The 17,593-nt window shown below is 60.6% G+C and carries 7 protein-coding genes; 3 read left to right on the top strand and 4 right to left on the bottom strand.

Features of this window, described 5'->3' with window-relative positions; all coding sequences use genetic code 11:
• The first annotated feature begins 29 nt into the window (after positions 1–29).
• From QDY28_RS12420 to QDY28_RS12410, 3 genes are all read left to right on the top strand, one after another.
• Entirely contained in the window at positions 30–851 is an 822-nt protein-coding gene (locus QDY28_RS12420; protein WP_331381990.1) for a methyltransferase, TIGR04325 family, read from the top strand.
• Positions 852–1,184: 333 nt separating this feature from the next.
• The gene (locus QDY28_RS12415) at positions 1,185–2,369 is read left to right on the top strand and encodes a DegT/DnrJ/EryC1/StrS family aminotransferase (RefSeq protein WP_331381989.1); all 1,185 of its coding nucleotides are present in this window, start codon (positions 1,185–1,187) and stop codon (positions 2,367–2,369) included.
• On the top strand, positions 2,356–3,126 hold the full coding sequence (locus QDY28_RS12410) for a 4'-phosphopantetheinyl transferase family protein (protein WP_331381988.1): 771 nt from the start codon (positions 2,356–2,358) through the stop codon (positions 3,124–3,126). The genes QDY28_RS12415 and QDY28_RS12410 overlap by 14 nt, the downstream gene beginning before the upstream one ends.
• Before the next feature lie 124 nt (positions 3,127–3,250).
• Here QDY28_RS12410 and QDY28_RS12405 read toward each other — a convergent pair whose 3' ends face one another.
• From QDY28_RS12405 to QDY28_RS12390, 4 genes are read right to left on the bottom strand one after another with little or no spacing between them, the layout of a single operon-like run.
• Complete coding sequence (locus tag QDY28_RS12405) at positions 3,251–4,852, bottom strand: glucosamine inositolphosphorylceramide transferase family protein (RefSeq protein ID WP_331381987.1); 1,602 nt, start codon at positions 4,850–4,852, stop codon at positions 3,251–3,253.
• A gap of 48 nt (positions 4,853–4,900) precedes the next feature.
• Positions 4,901–7,378 carry a condensation domain-containing protein gene (locus QDY28_RS12400; protein WP_331381986.1) on the bottom strand — a complete coding sequence of 826 codons (2,478 nt, stop codon included), beginning with the start codon at positions 7,376–7,378 and terminating at the stop codon, positions 4,901–4,903.
• A complete protein-coding gene (locus tag QDY28_RS12395; protein WP_331381985.1) occupies positions 7,375–15,507 on the bottom strand; it encodes a non-ribosomal peptide synthetase/type I polyketide synthase in 8,133 nt (2,710 codons plus the stop codon). The genes QDY28_RS12400 and QDY28_RS12395 overlap by 4 nt, the downstream gene beginning before the upstream one ends.
• Positions 15,504–17,414 (bottom strand): non-ribosomal peptide synthetase, encoded by a 1,911-nt coding sequence (locus QDY28_RS12390; protein WP_331381984.1) that lies wholly within the window; start codon positions 17,412–17,414, stop codon positions 15,504–15,506. The genes QDY28_RS12395 and QDY28_RS12390 overlap by 4 nt, the downstream gene beginning before the upstream one ends.
• Positions 17,415–17,593: the final 179 nt, after the last annotated feature.

Genomic DNA, 17,593 nt, shown 5'->3' with positions numbered 1-17,593 from the left:
GCCGTGCGGGGCCGATTGAGGAAATAATCATGGCGACTGCATCATTGTCAGACAACACGCGCTCAATCATTGGCGGGACGGTTCGAAGCCTTGGTCGGTCTTTGTCGCCGCTGCGCGCGGTCGGCGGGCGCCTGCGCTATCTGTCGCCTTTTCCACGGCGATTTACCGGAGCTTTCAGTTCCTACGAGGCCGCCTTCGCCGCGGCCAAGACCATGCCGATGGCCGGTTACGATCATGAAGAAATCGCGAGCGTCGGCTTTTCTAAAATGTGCCAGGTCTTGCCATGGGACTATCCGGTGATGTTTTGGATGCGCAACCTGATGCACGAGGTTGACGGCGTGATCGACGCCGGAGGCCATATGGGGACGAAATACAGAGCTTTCCGGCCGCTGCTGCAGTTCGACAATTCCTTCCGTTGGGTCGTTTACGACCTTCCCTCCATAGTGCGCGCCGGGCGCCGCTCTGCAGAGCGCGATGGCCTCACCGGCCTCAACTTCGTCGACCGGATCGAAGATGCCGGTGGCATACCGCTTTTCTTAGGATCCGGCTTGATGCAGTATCTGGATGTGCCGCTCTCCAACCTGCTGCAGCGTCTGCCCGCTTTGCCGAAGCATCTGATCCTTAACAAAGTCGCTCTCCACCGGAGGGGCACCGTTGTGACGCTGGAACGAATAAGCGGCACCTATGTGCCCTATCAGATGCGCGATGAGGCCACTTTTCTCAACGACGTAATGCAGCTCGGCTACACGCAGGTCGACCGCTGGGCGATCCCCTCTCTGTCTCACCTTATCGACACCCATCCCGAATTGGGGCGAAGCGAAAGCGCTGGTTTCTATTTCCGCCTTGGCTAGAGACATCCCCGGACCAACGAGCCTCGGTTTTCGTCCGGCCCCTAATCGAGGCCGCCGCCGACGTGGCGATATCCGCATGTCCTATTGCCTGGCCTGATTGGCTCGCGAATCACGTTTGATAATATTCTTTTCCAATTCGTTGTTTTTCTATGGGAATGTTGACTTCAACGCTCATTGCCCGATCGGCATAGATGCTTATCTCAGCTACCGATTTTGGATAGGTCGTTTGGCTCCGTAACATGCTTTTCTGGCCGGAAAGCCATGCTGAAAATGCCGTCGACGGGGGCTAGTCTCAAAGAAGAGAGCCGCTGATTTTCATCGGGAGCGAAAGATATGGCTAAGGTCGGATTGCGGGAATGGATGGCGCTTGCGCCGGTGTTTGCCTCGGGAAAATTGGCTCGCTATGGCGATGACACCGGCGGTCCGTTGCTGCGGTTCGAGGCCGATTTCTGCGCCAAGTTCGGCGTGCAGCATGCGCTGACGATGAGCAGCGGTACCGGCGCGCTGATTTCGGCGCTGGTCGCAGCCGGCATCGGCCCAGGCGACGAAGTGCTGGTGCCGGCCTATACCTGGATTGCCACCGCCGCCGCGCCCTTGGCCGCCGGCGCCGTGCCGGTTCTCGTCGACATCGACCAGACGCTGACGATGGACCCCGCCGATATTCTCCGGAAGATCACCCCGCAGACGAAGGCGATCATCCCCGTGCACATGTCGAACATGGTCTGCGACATGGACAGCATCATGCAGATCGCCCGCGAGCATCATCTCATCGTCATCGAAGATGCCTGCCAGGCCGTTGGCCTTACCTACAAGGACAAGCGCACGGGCACGATCGGCGATCTCGGCGCTTACAGCTTCAATCAATTCAAGAACATCAATATCGGCGAAGGCGGCGCCGTCGTCACCAACGACCCGCAATTATTTGCCCGGGCGCGCATGTATCACGACATCGGTTCGCTGTTTCGCGGCCATCTCGACAATGCCAACGAACCGCCGATGCTCGGCGTGAATTTCAAGGCGAGCCAGATCCAGGGCGCCATGCTGAACGTACAGCTCAAGCGGCTCGATCCGATGATTGCGCGTATGCGCAAGCGCTACGACCTGATGACCGAGATCGTGTCGAAGAGCGACAGGATGCGCATTGGTCCGCACAATGATGTCGCCAATGCCGCCGGCCTGCATGTCATTTTCGAAACGCCCGACGACGCCAGGCAGTTTGCCGAGGAGAACAAGCGTGGCGTCTATCGGCTCTATGATTCCAGCCGCCATGTCTACACGAACTGGCAGCCGGTGCTGCAGCAGCGCAGCGGGCACCCGGCGATGAACCCTTATAATTGGACCGATCGGAAGATCGAGTACACGCCCGACATGTGCGCACAGACGCTGGATATCCTGAAGCGCACGTGCCGTATCAGTCTCGGCGAAAACTATCCGGCGGCGCTGATGGCCTATCTGGCTCGGCGCATGATTCGCCAAGGTCCGACCGCCAGCGGCAAGCTTTCCTATGCGACAACCTAGTTTCGACGTCATCGGCCTCGACCTCATCGACGTCTGGACCTGGAGCCTCGATGCGCCGCCGTCTTCCGTCAAGGAATTCGCGGCGCTGTTATCCGCCGAGGAGCTGACACGAGCTCAGCGCTTCGTGCGTGAGCGCGACGGACAAAGGTTCATCGTCGCCAGAGGACGGTTACGGTCCATCCTGGGGCAGTATCTGCGCCTGCCGCCACAGAAGGTGGACTTCACCTATAACGACTACGGCAAGCCTGCCGTAGCCCTCGCTGACGGCAGCCCGTTACACTTCAATCTCAGCCACAGCGCCGATCTCGCGGCGCTCGCGATCTCAGACCACTACGAACTCGGTATCGACATCGAGGAGATCCGCTTCCTCAAGGAAGATATCGCCGGCCGCTTCTTTTCCCATAAGGAGTGTCTGATCCTGCGGGCACTGCCGCCGGAGGCCTATCTCGAGGGTTTCTATCGCTGCTGGACGCGCAAGGAGGCCTTCGTCAAGGCGCATGGCGAAGGGCTCTCGCTGCCGCTCGATAGCTTCGACGTAACCTTCGATTGGGCAAACGAACCACGACTGGAGCGGCTGGACGGTGACCCAGAGGCGCCTTTCAACTGGCGGATCCTGGAAGTCGAAACGCCGGTGATGTTCGCCGGCGCCGTCGTCGCTTTGACGAAGGGCCGTTCGGTTGGCCTGCGCTATCGCCGCAATGAGGACCAGATGCCCAAAGCACATCGCGACCTCTGGGGTTCACTCCCTGCGCTTTAAAGCAATTCCAGAAAATATGCGCAGCGGTTTTCCGTCGGGAATTGCGTAAAAATAACAAGCTAGAGCCATTGATTTTGCGCGTGTCGTCATCGCAACACCGCCAGGCGCTTTTGCGCGCCAGGCTTTAGATGCTCAATCTCGCATCCATAATATAGCGTCCGCCTGCGGCATCGAAATGATGACAGCCGAGAAGTCCGGTCTTGAAATCGGGCGTGATCGTGCGGATGCAGCGCTCCCGATAATCATCGAGCGTGAGGTGCTCGATTTCCATGATGTTCAGCCCGTAGCCATAGATTCCGTAAGCATTATGCTGGGATGGCCTGAAGATCCTGCCATCTCGCTCGAAGATGCGCCCGGCATTGCGTGCCACGGTGCTGCCGATGACGACAGGATTGCGCTTGTGCGGCACGACGCGCTTCAGCTCGGGACCGTCGACCTCGAAGATATAGAGTTCGCTGCAGTGATCCTCATAGGCGTGATAATCCGAGAGATTGGTGAAGAGCCACCATTTGCCGCCGTGCCGCATCAGAACGCTGTCGGCGGCCGACTGGCCCTCGAGGGCGGTCGAATAGAGCTCCCATTTCAGCGGAAATTCGGTGCAGCGCCAGATTTCAAGCCGGCCCGACTGATGCGTCTCCGGCATCATGAAAATATCGTCGCCTTCACGAAAGACAAATGGATAGGAAAGATGGTGCGGGCGGTCCAGTGCTACACCAATCCGCTCCACCGTGTCGCCGTTGAAGCGGCCGACAGCTATATGCGCCTTTCGGTCGCCATCGGCATAGGCTTCGTAAAACAGATAGCATTCGCCGTTGTGCTGGAACAGGAACGGATCGGCTTTGATGTCGCCCTTGGTCGGCGGAATTTCGATCGCCTGCTTGGGATCGAAATCATCGATCCGGCCGCGACCAGTGTAAAGCGTCCAGATGGACGATCCAAAACGCAGCTTTGTTTTCAAAGCCTTAAGCGACTTTGCTGAGAGATAACCTGATAACGCGCCGGCATAGCGGATAAGATCGCCGGATGATGGAGCTGATGTCGTCCCGATGCGGGCCGCCGGGGCAGCATCGAGCCTGCGGGTGTCTGCAAGACGCGCGAGCTCGCGCATCAGAAGCGTCACGGCCCGCTCGCGCACAAAGGCGGCATTGCGGGCTGCGCTGAACTTGATGTTGAACGATGAGGTGGCAATTTCGGCGACGGGCATTTCACCGCCACGCTTGGCATAAAGCGTTAGCTCCGTCGTCGGTGCATTGGCGATGATGCTGCCGTAGCTGAACCAATCGGTATGTTCCGATCGCTGGTCGGAGAAATTGAAGGCCCATTCGCCGAAGGGAAGCGCCTGTATCACATCGTCGGGCAAACCTTGCGGGGTGGTGCGTATGACCAGATCGAGATCGAGACGCTTGAATGATGCGGGTGCGACGGTGCCATTGTCGGTGTTGCGGCCGCCAATGGCTTCGAGGTAATCGAGCCGCTGCCGGCCGACATCGAAATGCTTCGGAGTATAGGCAGGCTGCCGGGCCAGGAGCTTGCCTTCCAGACGCGCGCCCAAAGCAAACAACGACGAGGTCTTCCGGTTACCGAAAGCACGCGGGTGGATGATCAGCGTGACGAGTTCGAAACGCGGATCGGCGACAATCCGGTCGAGGACCATCAGCTCCCAATTCTCGAATCCGTCCTTGTGCCCGGCAAGAATACCGATCCTCAAAGGTCTGGTCATATCCATGATCGCGTTTCCTATGCGGTTTCGCCGGGTAGTTTTCGAAGCGGCGCCTTAGGCGCCGCCGAACTTCTTGGAGATGACCGATGCCAGTTCGGCCACCGAGTCTTCATGCCAGCCTTGAATGTCGACAACGGGCGTATCTGCCGCCACCGCATCGCCCCAGCCGAACAGCAGTTTGCGAGCGCGGGGATGATTGGCCTGGCTGCGCAACAGTATCACAGAAGGATCCTTGTTCTGCACCGGCTTGTAGCTGCGCGCAGCCGCCACCAGCAGATCCGTCACCGCCGCATTGGCCTCTTCGTCAGGTGAATATTGCCCAGCTTTGACGCCGAAGATTTTCAGAAGTGCCAGCGAGAAGTTGAACTCCTTGAGGTAGACGATCAACGGCATCCGGCCCGACAGTACCTTTTTGGTGAAATAGATGAGACGTTTAACACGCCGCTCCCTGTTCCATTTCTTCTGCTCTCTTTTCGGCAGAGATGCGAAATAGCCCGGCGCCCATGTGTCGATAATGGCGGTGAAGCTGACATCAGCCCCCCTCTCCCGCAACTGCCGGGTCACCTCCATGGCCAACGTGCCGTTGACGCAGAGCCCGGCGAGGGCGATAGGTCCGGCGTTGACGTCGATATGCATGGCGTCGACCGCATGGCGAGCGATGTCTTCGAGACGCAGATCAGCCAGACCCTTTCTGAGATCGGGATTGAACATGTTGATGTTATGAACCGATATCGTATCCGGCAATGCGTTTGCCAGGCGGTAAAATAGCAAGGGGTGGTTCAGTGTATAAAGCGAGGCCGGGCCTGTGCCGTGTTTGCAGGTGAGCAACTCCCAAGGGTTGACGATCCCGGTGGCGGGCTCCTGCGTCTTCGGCGTATCGAAGATTGCAGCGGCAAAGCCTTCGAGCGTCGGCTCCTTGAACAAAAGTTCGAGCGTCGGTTTGACGTTGAATTTATCCCGCACTGCCGATAGCAGCCGCAGCGCCAGTAGCGAATGGCCGCCAAGTGCGAAGAAATCATCCTGCGGCCGTACCTGCGGAACCTGGAGAATGTCCTGCCAGAGGGCCGCGAGCGCCGCCGTCTTCTTCGCGACCGGCGTGTCGGTCAAGGCATGGCTTGCGGAAAGTTCGGCCGCCGCGTCCTTGGCGGCAGGGATCGCCTGCCGTTCGGGCACAGTGAGCGAAGACAACAATGCCTCGGGATGATCGAGGGCGATCTCATAGGCTTTCTGCCAGAGCTGCAGCAGGCTTTCGATCGTGCGTGCATCGAAGAGATCGGCATTATATTCGATCGACATGCGCCAGCCGGTCGGCCGACCGATCATGATGAAGCTCAGATCGTAGATGACGCCTGGTGATTGCGACGGTGAGCTGATCAGCTCGAAGCCGCCATAGCGGTGATCCTCTAAAAATGCCTTTTGCAGATTGAAGTTCACGGAGATCAGCGGATTGCGCGAGGGATCGCGGACGGGGTTGATCAGCTCCACCAGCTTGTTGAACGGCATGCGCTGATGGTTCAGCGCCCCCTCCACCGTCTCACTGACCGAATGGATATGCTGCGCGAAGGAAATGTCGGAAGAAAAATCGAAGCGCAGTACGAGGTTGTTGATGAAGACGCCGATCAGGTCTTCGAGATCGGAATGTTCGCGGCCCGCGACCTGCGAACCGAACATCACGGTCTGGGCGTTCGTCAGCCGATGCAGCATGGCGCTGATGATGGCAGCGCCATAGCTATATTGCGAGACGCGGTGAGCGCGTGCGGCAGCGTCCATGCGCTCGCTGAAGGCAAGAGGCTGCGCGACGGAGAGAATATTGCCGTGATTGGTCTTCACCCGGCCGCGCGGATGATCCGGCGTGACTTCGAAGTAAGGCGCGCCGGTAAGTTTTTCCTTCCAGAAGGTCTTTTCCGTCTCGAAACCGTAGCTCTGCAGATATTCCTGCTGCCAAAGCGCATAGTCGCCATATTGCAGCGGCAACTCCGGCAGAACCGGCTGCCGGCCGGCATCGATCGCGGCGGCGATTTCCCCCACTTCCCGTCCGAGCACGCGGATCGACCAACCGTCGAAGCAGCTCTGGTGGGCGGTGATCAGGAGAACCCCGCGGTCATTCTCCGCCATCAGCAGGGAGACACGAAAGAGCCCGGGCTTGCTAAGGTCGAAAGGAGCTTGTGCCGTCTCCTCGCCGATCGACATAATTCTTGCCTGACGCTGATCGGCCGCCATGCTGCGAAGGTCGATCACCGACATTTTGAAATCGATCCTGTCGACCGCCTGCTGATAGGGGCGGCCCTCTCTTTCGATGAACCGTGTCCGCAGGATCTCGTGGCGCTGGATCACCTTGCGGAAGGCCTGCTCGATGGTGGCGGCTTTGAATGCACCGCGAATTTCCCAGCGAACCGCAACATTGAGGGCTGGATTGCCGGGGAGCAACTGGTCGAGAATCCAGCATCGCAATTGCGTCTGCGTGCAGGGAAACTCGCCGATGATCTCCAGATCGGCAACCTGGCCTACGGGGCTGTTTTCAACAGTACTCATATTGCCCTCTCCAATCCGCGGCGTGCGCCGTTACGGAAATCTCTCAAGGATGGAACGTGGTATTGAGCCGGGTCAGCCTTGATCTCGCCTTGGCTGTCGGCGAAGGCCGCCAGTTCGGCCACCGAGGGATGACGCAGCAGATGCTTCGCCTCCAGCGGCAGGCCGGTATCAAGCATGCGGGCGGCGATGCGGAAGATGGTGAGCGAGTCGGCGCCCAGCGCGTAGAGATTGTCATCGACGCTGATCTCGCCGAGGTTCAACACCTCCTGCCAGATCGTCAGCAACCGCCGCTCCGTCTCTGTCTTGGGTTCAACTTTGACGGTGACAGCCTCGCGCTGCGGCACACCGCGCAACTGCAGGGTGTTGCGGTCGAGCTTGCCGTTGGCGGTCTGCGGCAGCTCGCTTTCTGTTACCCAGAAGCTCGGCACCATATGGCCGGGCAGATTGGCCTTGGCATATGCCGCGAGATTGGCGGGCGAAAGTTCGGTGCCGCTGACGGTGGGTATGACATAGCAGACCAGAGAGCGGTCACCCTTCTGGTTTTCCGCCGCAACCACGGCGCATTGGCGAACGCCTTCGGCTTTGGAAACGACGGCTTCGATGTCGCCGAGTTCTATGCGGAAGCCGCGCAGCTTGATCTGCTGGTCGCGCCGGCCGAGCAGTTGCAGCGACCCGTCGGCCAGGCGCCGGCCGACATCGCCGGTTTTGTAGAGCCGCTTCGGCTTGCCGGTGGCGAAGCAGAACGGCACGAAGGCTTTCTCCGTCAGGTCAAGCCGGTCGAAATACCCGTTCGCCAGGCCGTCGCCGCCGATATGCAGCTCGCCGGTCACGCCGATCGGCGCGATGCGATTGTTCTGGTCGAGGATATAGAGCTGGGTATTAGCGATCGGGTGGCCGATGGTGATCGGCTGATCAGCATCGGTGATCCGCTGCAACGAAGACCAGATCGTCGTCTCGGTCGGGCCATACATGTTCCAGAGTTCACCCCCGATCGTCAGCAGCGATTTCGCCAACTCCTTCGGCAACGGTTCGCCGCCGCAAAGCATTTTCAGGTTCGGCCGATCCTTAAGGCCGGCCTCCGTCAGCATCTGCCAGAGCGTCGGGGTTGCCTGCAGCACCGTGGCATTGTGGTCGTTGACCAATTTCACCAGCGCGAAACCGTCCTGGACCTGCGTGCGGCTGGCGATGACGACCTTTCCGCCCGATATCAGCGGCAGGTATATTTCCAACGCGGCAATATCGAAGGAAATCGTCGTCACGGCGATCAGCGTGTCGTTGGCGGTGAAGCCCGGCTCCTTCGCCATGGAGAGGAGGAAGTTCGTCAGCGCCCGGTGGGACACTTCGACGCCCTTCGGCATGCCGGTCGAGCCCGAAGTAAAGATGATATAAGCCGGTGCCGTGGTGTCGGTCGGCAGGCTCTTCAGCGTGCCACCCGACATCGAGCCGATCGCCTTGGCGTCCTTGTCGATACGGATGACGGGCGTGCCCGAAGCTGCAATCCTTGCCATTTCGTCGCTGTCGCAGATCACGCCGCCGACGCGGGCGACATCCAGGGTTTGACGCAACCGCGGCTCGGGATGGGCCGGGTCCATGGGCACATAGGTGTGCCCGGACTTCATGATGGCGATCAGGGCAACGATCATTTCCAGCGAGCGCTCGACGAGAAGCGCGATGCGCTCGCCGGGTTCAGGGATCGCCATCTGTAGATAGAGGGCGAGCTGGTTGGAGCGGGTTTCGAGTTCGCCGTAGGTGATCGTGTGGCCGTCATGTTCGGCGGCGACAGCATTCGGGTTTTCGGCTGCCTTGCGGGCGAAGAGCGAGAAGGCGAACTCGTCGTGATTATACTCCATCGCGGTGTGATTCAGGCTGTCGATCAGCCAGGATTTCTCATCTGCCGTCAGCAGCGACAGCTCAGAGACCTTGTGATCCATGTCCTTCGCCAGTGTTGCAGCCAGCGTCGAGAAATGGCCGATCCAGCGCTCGATCGTGGCGCGGTCGAAGACGTCGGCATTGTAGTCGACGTCAATGCGAATGTGATCCGTTGCCTCGATCATGTTGAAGAACATGTCGAAGTTGGAGAAGGCCTTGGCATTCGGCTCGATCGTCGGCTTGAGATTTCCGAAGGCCGAACCGCCGGCGATCCGCTCCAGGTTGAACTGGATTTCGGTGAGCGGCAGGCGCCGTGAGTCGCGCTTGATGCCGAGTTTGCGCACCAGCGTGCCGTAGGTATAGTCCTGGTGCTCGAAGGCCTGGAAGACCAACTGCTGCGTTGCCTTCAGGTGGTTCACGAAGGATTCCGACGGCGTCACGGTCTGGCGCAGCGGCAGGAGATTGACGCAGTGGCCGACGAGGATCTGGTCGCCGATCAGGCTCTGCCCAGCCGATGGGATGGCGATGACGATGTCCTCCTGGCCGGAAAGCCGCGAGATCGTCACCTGCAGGGCAGCAAGCAGAGTGGAAAATAGTGTCGCACCCGATTTTGCCCCTGCCTTTTTCAGGGCCTTGTAGACGTCTCCGCCAATGAAGCCGGTGCAGGTTCCGCCGGCAAAGCTGCGATACTCCGGACGCGGCCGGTCAAGCGGCATTTCCGGCAGATCCGGAACCGTCTTGAACTGGTCGAGCCAGAATTGTTCCGTAGCGCCCGACTTCTCCGGCTTCGGTGCGAAGTCGGTCGAATAGGTAGCAAAAGACAGGGCCGGTTCGAAGCTCGGCGCGTCGCCCTGTTGATAGGCGGCATAGGCGGTCGACAGCTCGTCCACGAAGACGTTGATCGACCAGCCGTCGCAGACGATGTGATGAGCGGTGAAGACCAAGACATGCTTGTCGTCACTAAGCTTTACGACGCTGGCCCGGGCCAGAGGACCATTTACGAGGTCGAAGGGCGTCAGCGCCTCGTCTTCGACGATCTGCCGCAGATCTGCTTCGCTGGCGCCATCGATCAGCGGCAGGTCGAGCTTGAAATCCGGAATGAAGTGGAAGAACTGGCCGCCACGGTCAAAACGGATGTGGAAGGCGTCGTGGCGGTCGACGACCGTGTCGACGGCTTTGCGGAACGCTTTCTCGTCGAAAGCGCCTTCGAGCTTCAACGAAAAGGACTCGTTGAATGAGCACGAGGCTTCGTCGCCGGCCTGGGCGGCGAGCCAGATTTCCGTCTGCGCCTCCGTCAGCGGTGCGGATTGAGGCCGCGGAGCACGCGCTACCACGGGTACTTTCGTTTCGGCCGCTGGGGTTGGCCTATCCTCGGCAGGCGCGAGGATGCCCACCGACTGCAAGGCGTCGAGACTGTCGCGGAAGGCCTTGGCGATGGTCTGGAAATCCTCTTCGCTATGGGCCGTGGTCAGGAAGCATGGATAGCCTTCCTGGATGTGGACGCCGTTCAGGCGCATTAGAGCGTAAAACAGAGATCCCAGCGAATCCTGGCCGCTGAAGTCGGCGGCGAACCAGCTCTTGTAGCCGTGAACGACATCGGCAATGCCGCGCCTGGCAAGCTCCGCCTTCATCTCCGCGACGAGCGCCTGGGTTCGTTCTGCTACCCGTCCATAAAGTTCCGCACCCTCACCCTTGATGTGATGCAGGACGGCATTTGCCGCCGCAAGCACCAGCGGGTGACGTACGAATGTGCCGGCAAAAAAAGTCGGGGCGGTCATGGGAACGGAGTCATCGCCGTAATTCCAATGGCCGCCGTCGAGAGCATCCATGAAACGCGCGCTTCCAACCAGAACTCCGATCGGCATGCCGCCGCCGACAACTTTGCCATAAGTCGCCATGTCGCCCTTGATGCCCCAAACCGCCTGCATGCCGCCGGGATCGACGCGGAAGCCGGTGACGACTTCATCGAAGACCAGGGCGAATTCAGATTTGGTGGCGACATCGCGCAGCTCACGAACGAATTCGATCGGCTGCAATTCGGGATGGCGGCTCTGGATAGGCTCAATGATAACGGCCGCGATCTCATCGGCATTGTTGCGGATGAAATCGAGGCTTTCCGGCGCGCCGTAGCGCAGAACCGTCATGTTGGATACCGAGGCCATCGGGATGCCGGACGCGATCGGCAAGGCGATCGGCCGGTCTGCCCGGTTGCGGCCCTTGACCAGCACTTCGTCAAACTGGCCGTGATAGTCGTTGGCGAAGACCACGATGCGGTCGCGGCCGGTGACGGCGCGGGCAAGACGCATGGCGGCCATGACAGCTTCCGAGCCGGTATTGCAGAAGGTGACCCGCTCATGGCCGGTCACCTCGGCGATCATGCCCGCGACGTCGCCGGCAAGCGGCGTCTGCGGACCGATGGCAAAGCCGATGTCTGCCTGGGCCTTGATTGCATCGATGACGAAATCCGGAGCATGACCGAAGGCGGTCTGGCCGAAGCCGTTGACGAGATCGACGTATTTGTTGCCGTCGACATCCCAGATGTGCGCGCCTTTGGAATGGTCGCAGACGATCGGGAAGACCATCTCCTTCCAGTCGGCGCGGAAGCCGGAAGCCGTGCGCGGGTCGGCAAGCCAGTGGCGATTAGCCTTGGTGAATGCCTTGGACTTGGGATTCTTCGCCTCATAGGCAGCGGTCAGGTCGGCGATGAAGGCCCGTTTTGCGTTGGACATTTCCGGCGCGAGGCTCTTTGCGCCCGGGCGATAGAGCTTGATGCGTTCGGTGCCGAATTCGGTTTCCGTTGCCTCCGTTGCCGGCTTGGCGGGGGCTGCAGCGGCAGGCGCGGGCGCGGGCGCGGGCGCGGGAGCAGCCGCGACGGCCGGTATCGGTTGCGCAAGGGCTGGTATCGCTGCAGCAGCGGGCGGGACAAGCGCCGTGCCGCCCTGCAGGATTAGCAATTGCTGGGCAAACAGCGACTGTGCGAGTTGGATCTGCGATTGCAGAACGGCTGCCAAATCGGGCGAAGCGCCTGATGCCATCGGCATCGGGGCAACCGGAAGCGTCATCGGAATTGCGACTGGTGAGGGTGCTACGGCTACCGGTGCGGCAGCAGCGAGAACCGGTGCCACCGGCGGTGCCGCAGCCGGCTTCACCGCATCCGGCGGCATCTGCTGGTCAAGATGCACTGCCAGATCAGCGACCGACGGAATGTTGCTGAGCAGCTCACGGAAAGAGAGTTTAACCTTGTATTCTTTCTCGATGCGCTGTGCGAACTGGCCCACGAACAGTGAGTCGAAACCGAGTTCGAGGAAAGTCACGGCCCGTTCGCTGGTTCCCAGGGTCTCCCCCGACATTTCGCTGAGCAGGGTCAACAGGGAGGTTTCAAGTGTGAGGACGCGATCGGAAAGGGAGAGTGGTGTTACGACGTTCATGGCGTTGTTCTCATCGACAAGGTTGACATCGGCTGCGAAAGAGGCAGCGGGCGCAGGAACTTCAGCGGGCAGAGCCGGTTGGCTCGACGCGCGGCGGGAGGATTGCGGCGCGTCGATCCAGTGGCGCTGGCGCTGGAACGGATAGGTCGGCAAAGCGAGGCGATGCTGGGCGCTGGCAGGCAGAGCCGGCCATTCCAGCGGGTAGCCGGCCATCCAGAGTTTGCCATGTGCTTCCGCCAGGGTCTCGGAAGCGGCAAAGGCACGGTCATGCTCGGGCAACGACTGCACGACGGCGACAAGGGCGTCGCGGGCAATCGTCTGCGCAGCAAAAACGGAGAGCGTTCGGCCGGGACCGACCTCGAGAAGCACCGGTTTCCGGCCACGGCAGAGCGTCATCAGCCCATCGGCAAAGTGAACCGCATCGCGGCAATGCGTCGCCCAATAATCCGGCGAGGTTCCGCGTTCGCCGGTCTGCCACTCGCCGGTGACGCAGGAAATATACGGTATGGTGGCGGTGCCGTACGTGGTCTTTGCCGTCTCTTCACGCAGGGCAATGACGGCCTCGTCCATCATCGCCGAATGGAAGGCATGGGAGGTATGCAGCCGGCTAAAGGCGATGCCGGCGGATTCGAGCACGGCGCAGACCGTGTCCATATCCTCGAACGGCCCCGAGATGACGGAGAGCTTTGGCGCGTTGATCGCAGCAATTTCGACCCTGCCGCGCAGATGCATGGAGACCGTTTCGGCGTCGGCGCGAACCGAGACCATCGCACCATGCGGCTGGTTCTGCATCAGCCGTCCGCGATTGGCGACCAGCCGCAAGCCGTCTTCGAAGGAGATGACGTTGGCGAGCGTTGCGGCGACGAATTCGCCGACGCTATGGCCGATCATCGCATAGGGCTTGACGCCGCGGCTCAACCACAGTCGCGCCAGCGCATATTCGACGAGATAGAGGCAAGGCTGGGCGATACGTGTTTCGCGCTGCTCGTCGGCCATCGACTGCGTCACAGGGCCGGTGTGGCAGATATAATCGCGCAGATCGACGCCGAGCGTCATCTTCAGGATCTCGGCGCCGCGATCGATCCAGCGGGCAAATTCCGGCTCCGAGCTGTAGAGACCAGCGCCCATGCCGGGATATTGAGCGCCCTGCCCCGGAAACATGAAGGCGACCGGCGGTTGATCGGCAGCGACACGCGGCTGGTAGCGCTCCGCCGTCAGGCGATCGATCGCTTCCTCCGTGGTGCTGGCGGCGATCGCAAGGCGATGATTGAACTCGCGCCGGCCGGCCTGCAGCGTGTGCGCCAATTGCGCCAAAGGCAGCCCAGGATTGTTGGCAAGATGGTCGGCGAGATTGGCGCGCATCGCCGACAAGGCGGCCGGATTGGATGCCGAAATCGGCAGAAGATATGGCCCTTCCTGTTCATCCGCGGGCTCGGCGCGATGCGCCGGCGCTTCTTCGACGATGACGTGAATGTTCGTGCCGCCGACACCGAATGCACTGACGCCGGCGCGGCGCGGACCTTCCGTTTCCGGCCAGTCGATCATTTCGGTCGGAATGTAAAAGGGGCTGGCATCAAGGTCGATGCGCGGGTTCGGTTTTTCGTAGTTGGGCATCGGCGGGATCTTCGCCTTACCGAGCGCCAGCGCCGTCTTGATGAGGCCGGTAACCCCGGCGGCGGCGTCGGTGTGGCCGATATTGCCCTTCACCGATCCCAGGGCACAGCTTGCCGGCGGCGGTGGATCGTCCGAAAAAGCGCCCTTGAGGCCGCTGAATTCGATGGGGTCGCCGAGCGGCGTCGCGGTGCCGTGGCATTCGACATAGCCGATCGTTGCGGGCGAGACGCCGGCATTCGCAAAGGCCGCGGAAATAGCTTCGGCCTGGCCCTCGACGCTGGGCGCGACGAAGCCGACCTTGTCGGAGCCATCATTGTTGACGCCATAGCCGCGGATGACCGCATAGATATGGTCGCCATCCCGGATTGCATCCTCTTGGCGCTTCAGAAGAACGACGCCGGCGCCGCTGGCGAAGACCGTGCCGGCGGCGTTCGCGTCGAAGGGACGGCAGGTCCCATCCGGCGAGGCCATGCCGCCTTCCTGATAGATGTAGCCGCGCCGTTGAGGAATGGTAATCGAAACGCCGCCGGCAAGCGCCATGTCGCAGCCATAGGTCAGCAGGTTCTGGCAGGCCTGAGACACGGCAAGAAGCGAGGTCGAGCAGGCCGATTGCACCGTAAAGGCAGGACCGCGCAGATTGAATTTATAAGCGATGCGTGTGGCAAGCGTGTCGTTGAGTGCGCCGACAAGCTGTTGGAAACAACCGATCTGATAGTTGGAGGTGAATTCCTCCGCCTTGGCGCGATCGCCCAGAACGTTGTTGATGAGGTAGGTCGGCATCGAGGAGCCGGCGAAGACGCCGATCATCCCCGGATAACGCTGCGGATCGTAGCCGCCATTTTCGAGCGCTTCCCAGCAGATTTCCAGGAAGACCCGATGCTGCGGATCGGTCAGCGCCGCCTCACGCGGATACATGCCGAAGAAATCGGCATCGAACATCTCGACATCGCGAAGATGCGGCCTGGCCGGTACAAAATTCGGCTGCGCGCGCTCTTCGTCGGTAAAGGCATCTTCGAGTTCTTCCGGCGAGAATTGCGAGAAGGCATTGCGCCCCTCGCAAATCAGTTGCCAAAGCGCCTCTACCGAAGGCGCTCCCGGAAAGCGACCGGACATGCCGATGATTGCGATACCGCCTGAACCCTGATTGTCCCAATCCTGATTGCTATCGAAATCACTTTCATCGCCATTGGCATGACCGGTGTCGTAATCTTTCGTCATGAAGAACTCCTGCGGAATTGGGACATGGTCTTTCTCTGGAGAGCGGCGCGCTGGGCGGCGGCGATCGCCCGCGTTGAACCCGAAGCCTTGCCGTCGATGTAGCGCGCCAGCTCGCGGATGGTCGGATGCTTGAACAAGGCAACGACGTCGACGGCACGTTCGAGCTCGGCCTCAAGGCCTGCATGGATCTCCATGAGCTGAAGCGAGGTTCCGCCGAGGTCGAAGAAGTTTCTGTCGAGATCGATTTTCGCCGTGCCCAGCGCATCCTGCCAGAGCCTCGTCAGAAGCGTCTCCGTCTGGCTCTTGGCGATCGCGTCCGGTGCAATCTCGATCGGCTCCATCGGCGGTGGCAGAAGCTTGGAGCGATCGACCTTGCCGGCCGGCGTCAGCGGGAAGGCATCGACGACCACCGCAGCGCTCGGGATCATGTAGGCCGGAAGTGCTGCACGCAGCCCTGCCATGACGCTCGGCACGAAATCCGGACCTGCGCTTCCCTGACGGGGGCACAGATAGGCGACAATGCGCTTTAGCGTCGGGCTTTGGACGTGGCAAAGGACGATACCGTCGGCAAGGCGTGGATCGCGTCTCAGCGTCGCCTCGATTTCATCGAGCTCGATACGCTTTCCATTGATCTTGATCTGCCGGTCGCGGCGTCCCTTGAAGGCCACCATGCCATCGGCATGCAGAACGGCGAGATCGCCCGTCAGATAGTACCGTTTCTGGCCGCTGTCGGTATTGATCGTCACGAATTTCTCGGCGGTCATGTCCGGACGTTTGAAATAGCCGATGGCCAGTCCGTCGCCCGATATTGCCAACTGCCCCTCGGTCCCGTGCGGAACCTCCCGCAATTCCTCGTCGAGAACGGCAATGCCGGTATGGGCGATCGCCCTGCCGATCGGCAATTCCGGCTCGGAAAAGTCCGCGGGCACTTCAAAGGCCGTGGCAAAAACCGTCGTTTCGGTCGGGCCATAGGCGTTCGTGAGCTTGCAGCCAGGATGACGGTCGAGAAAGCGGCGCGCATGAACCGCCGATCCGACATCGCCGCCGAACAGGACATGGCGAAGCTTCGGCAAATTGCCGTCCGCGTGGTCGGCAAACACGTTGAAGAGCCCTGTCGTCAGGAACATGATGCTGACGCCGGCTTCGCGTACCAGGTTGCTGAGTCGAGCGACGGAGAAGCTTGTGTCCGGCATGCCGACAAGCATGGCGCCGTTGAGCAATGCGCCCCAGATCTCGAGGGTCGCCGCGTCGAAGGCGATCGTTGCGGTGTGGAGAACCACATCATCCGGTTGAAAGTCGACATAGGTCTGATCGAGGACGACCCGGGCGATGCTGCGATGCGCGATTGCGGTGCCTTTCGGCCGGCCGGTCGAACCGGACGTGTACATGACATAGGCCAGATCGTCGCCGCCGATCTTGACGGAGGGCCTCGGCTGAGGCGGGCTGATCGTCATTTCCGCGATGATCGCGCTGGCCTCGATGACCCGGCCGCGCATGCTGGGAACGACGCTGATCTTATCGCCATAGGCCGAATCGACGAAGACCACCTTCGGCTCGCATTCGCCGATGACATAGTCGAGATGTTCGATCGGAAAGGCGGGATCGAGGGGAAGATAGGCGCCGCCGGCCTTGAGGATGGCAAGCTTGCAGACAATGGCATTGAGACTGCGTGGCAGGAACAGGCCGACGATATCGGCCTTGCGGATACCGAGCTTTACGAGGTAGGCCGCCAATGCGTCGGAGAGCCGATCTAGCTCGCGATAGCTGAGAGCCGTATCCCCGAAAACGACAGCGGTCGCGTGCGGCGCAGCCTGGGCCTGTTCACGCACCATGTCGTGAAGGCAACGGTCTCGGTTGTAGTGCATGGCTACGGCAGGGTTGGTTTTCTCTTCATCGTAATCGATCATCGCTGTGCTCCGGGCTACGTTTGCTGCCTGCGACGGCACGACATCTGTGCCTCATCGTCGTCAGCAGAATTTCACGCTGTCGGAAAATCACCAGTTGATCATTGGGATGACTGCCGTCCTCAACGAAAGTCTTAAGCCTTAGCCGACGTAGACATTTCGTCGGAAGCGACCGCCAAGGC

It is taken from the genome of Rhizobium sp. BR 362, from assembly GCF_036528765.1.
Lineage (GTDB): Bacteria > Pseudomonadota > Alphaproteobacteria > Rhizobiales > Rhizobiaceae > Rhizobium.
The sequence above is the reverse complement of the archived record's forward strand: the minus strand, read 5'-3'. Positions and strand labels throughout refer to the sequence as shown.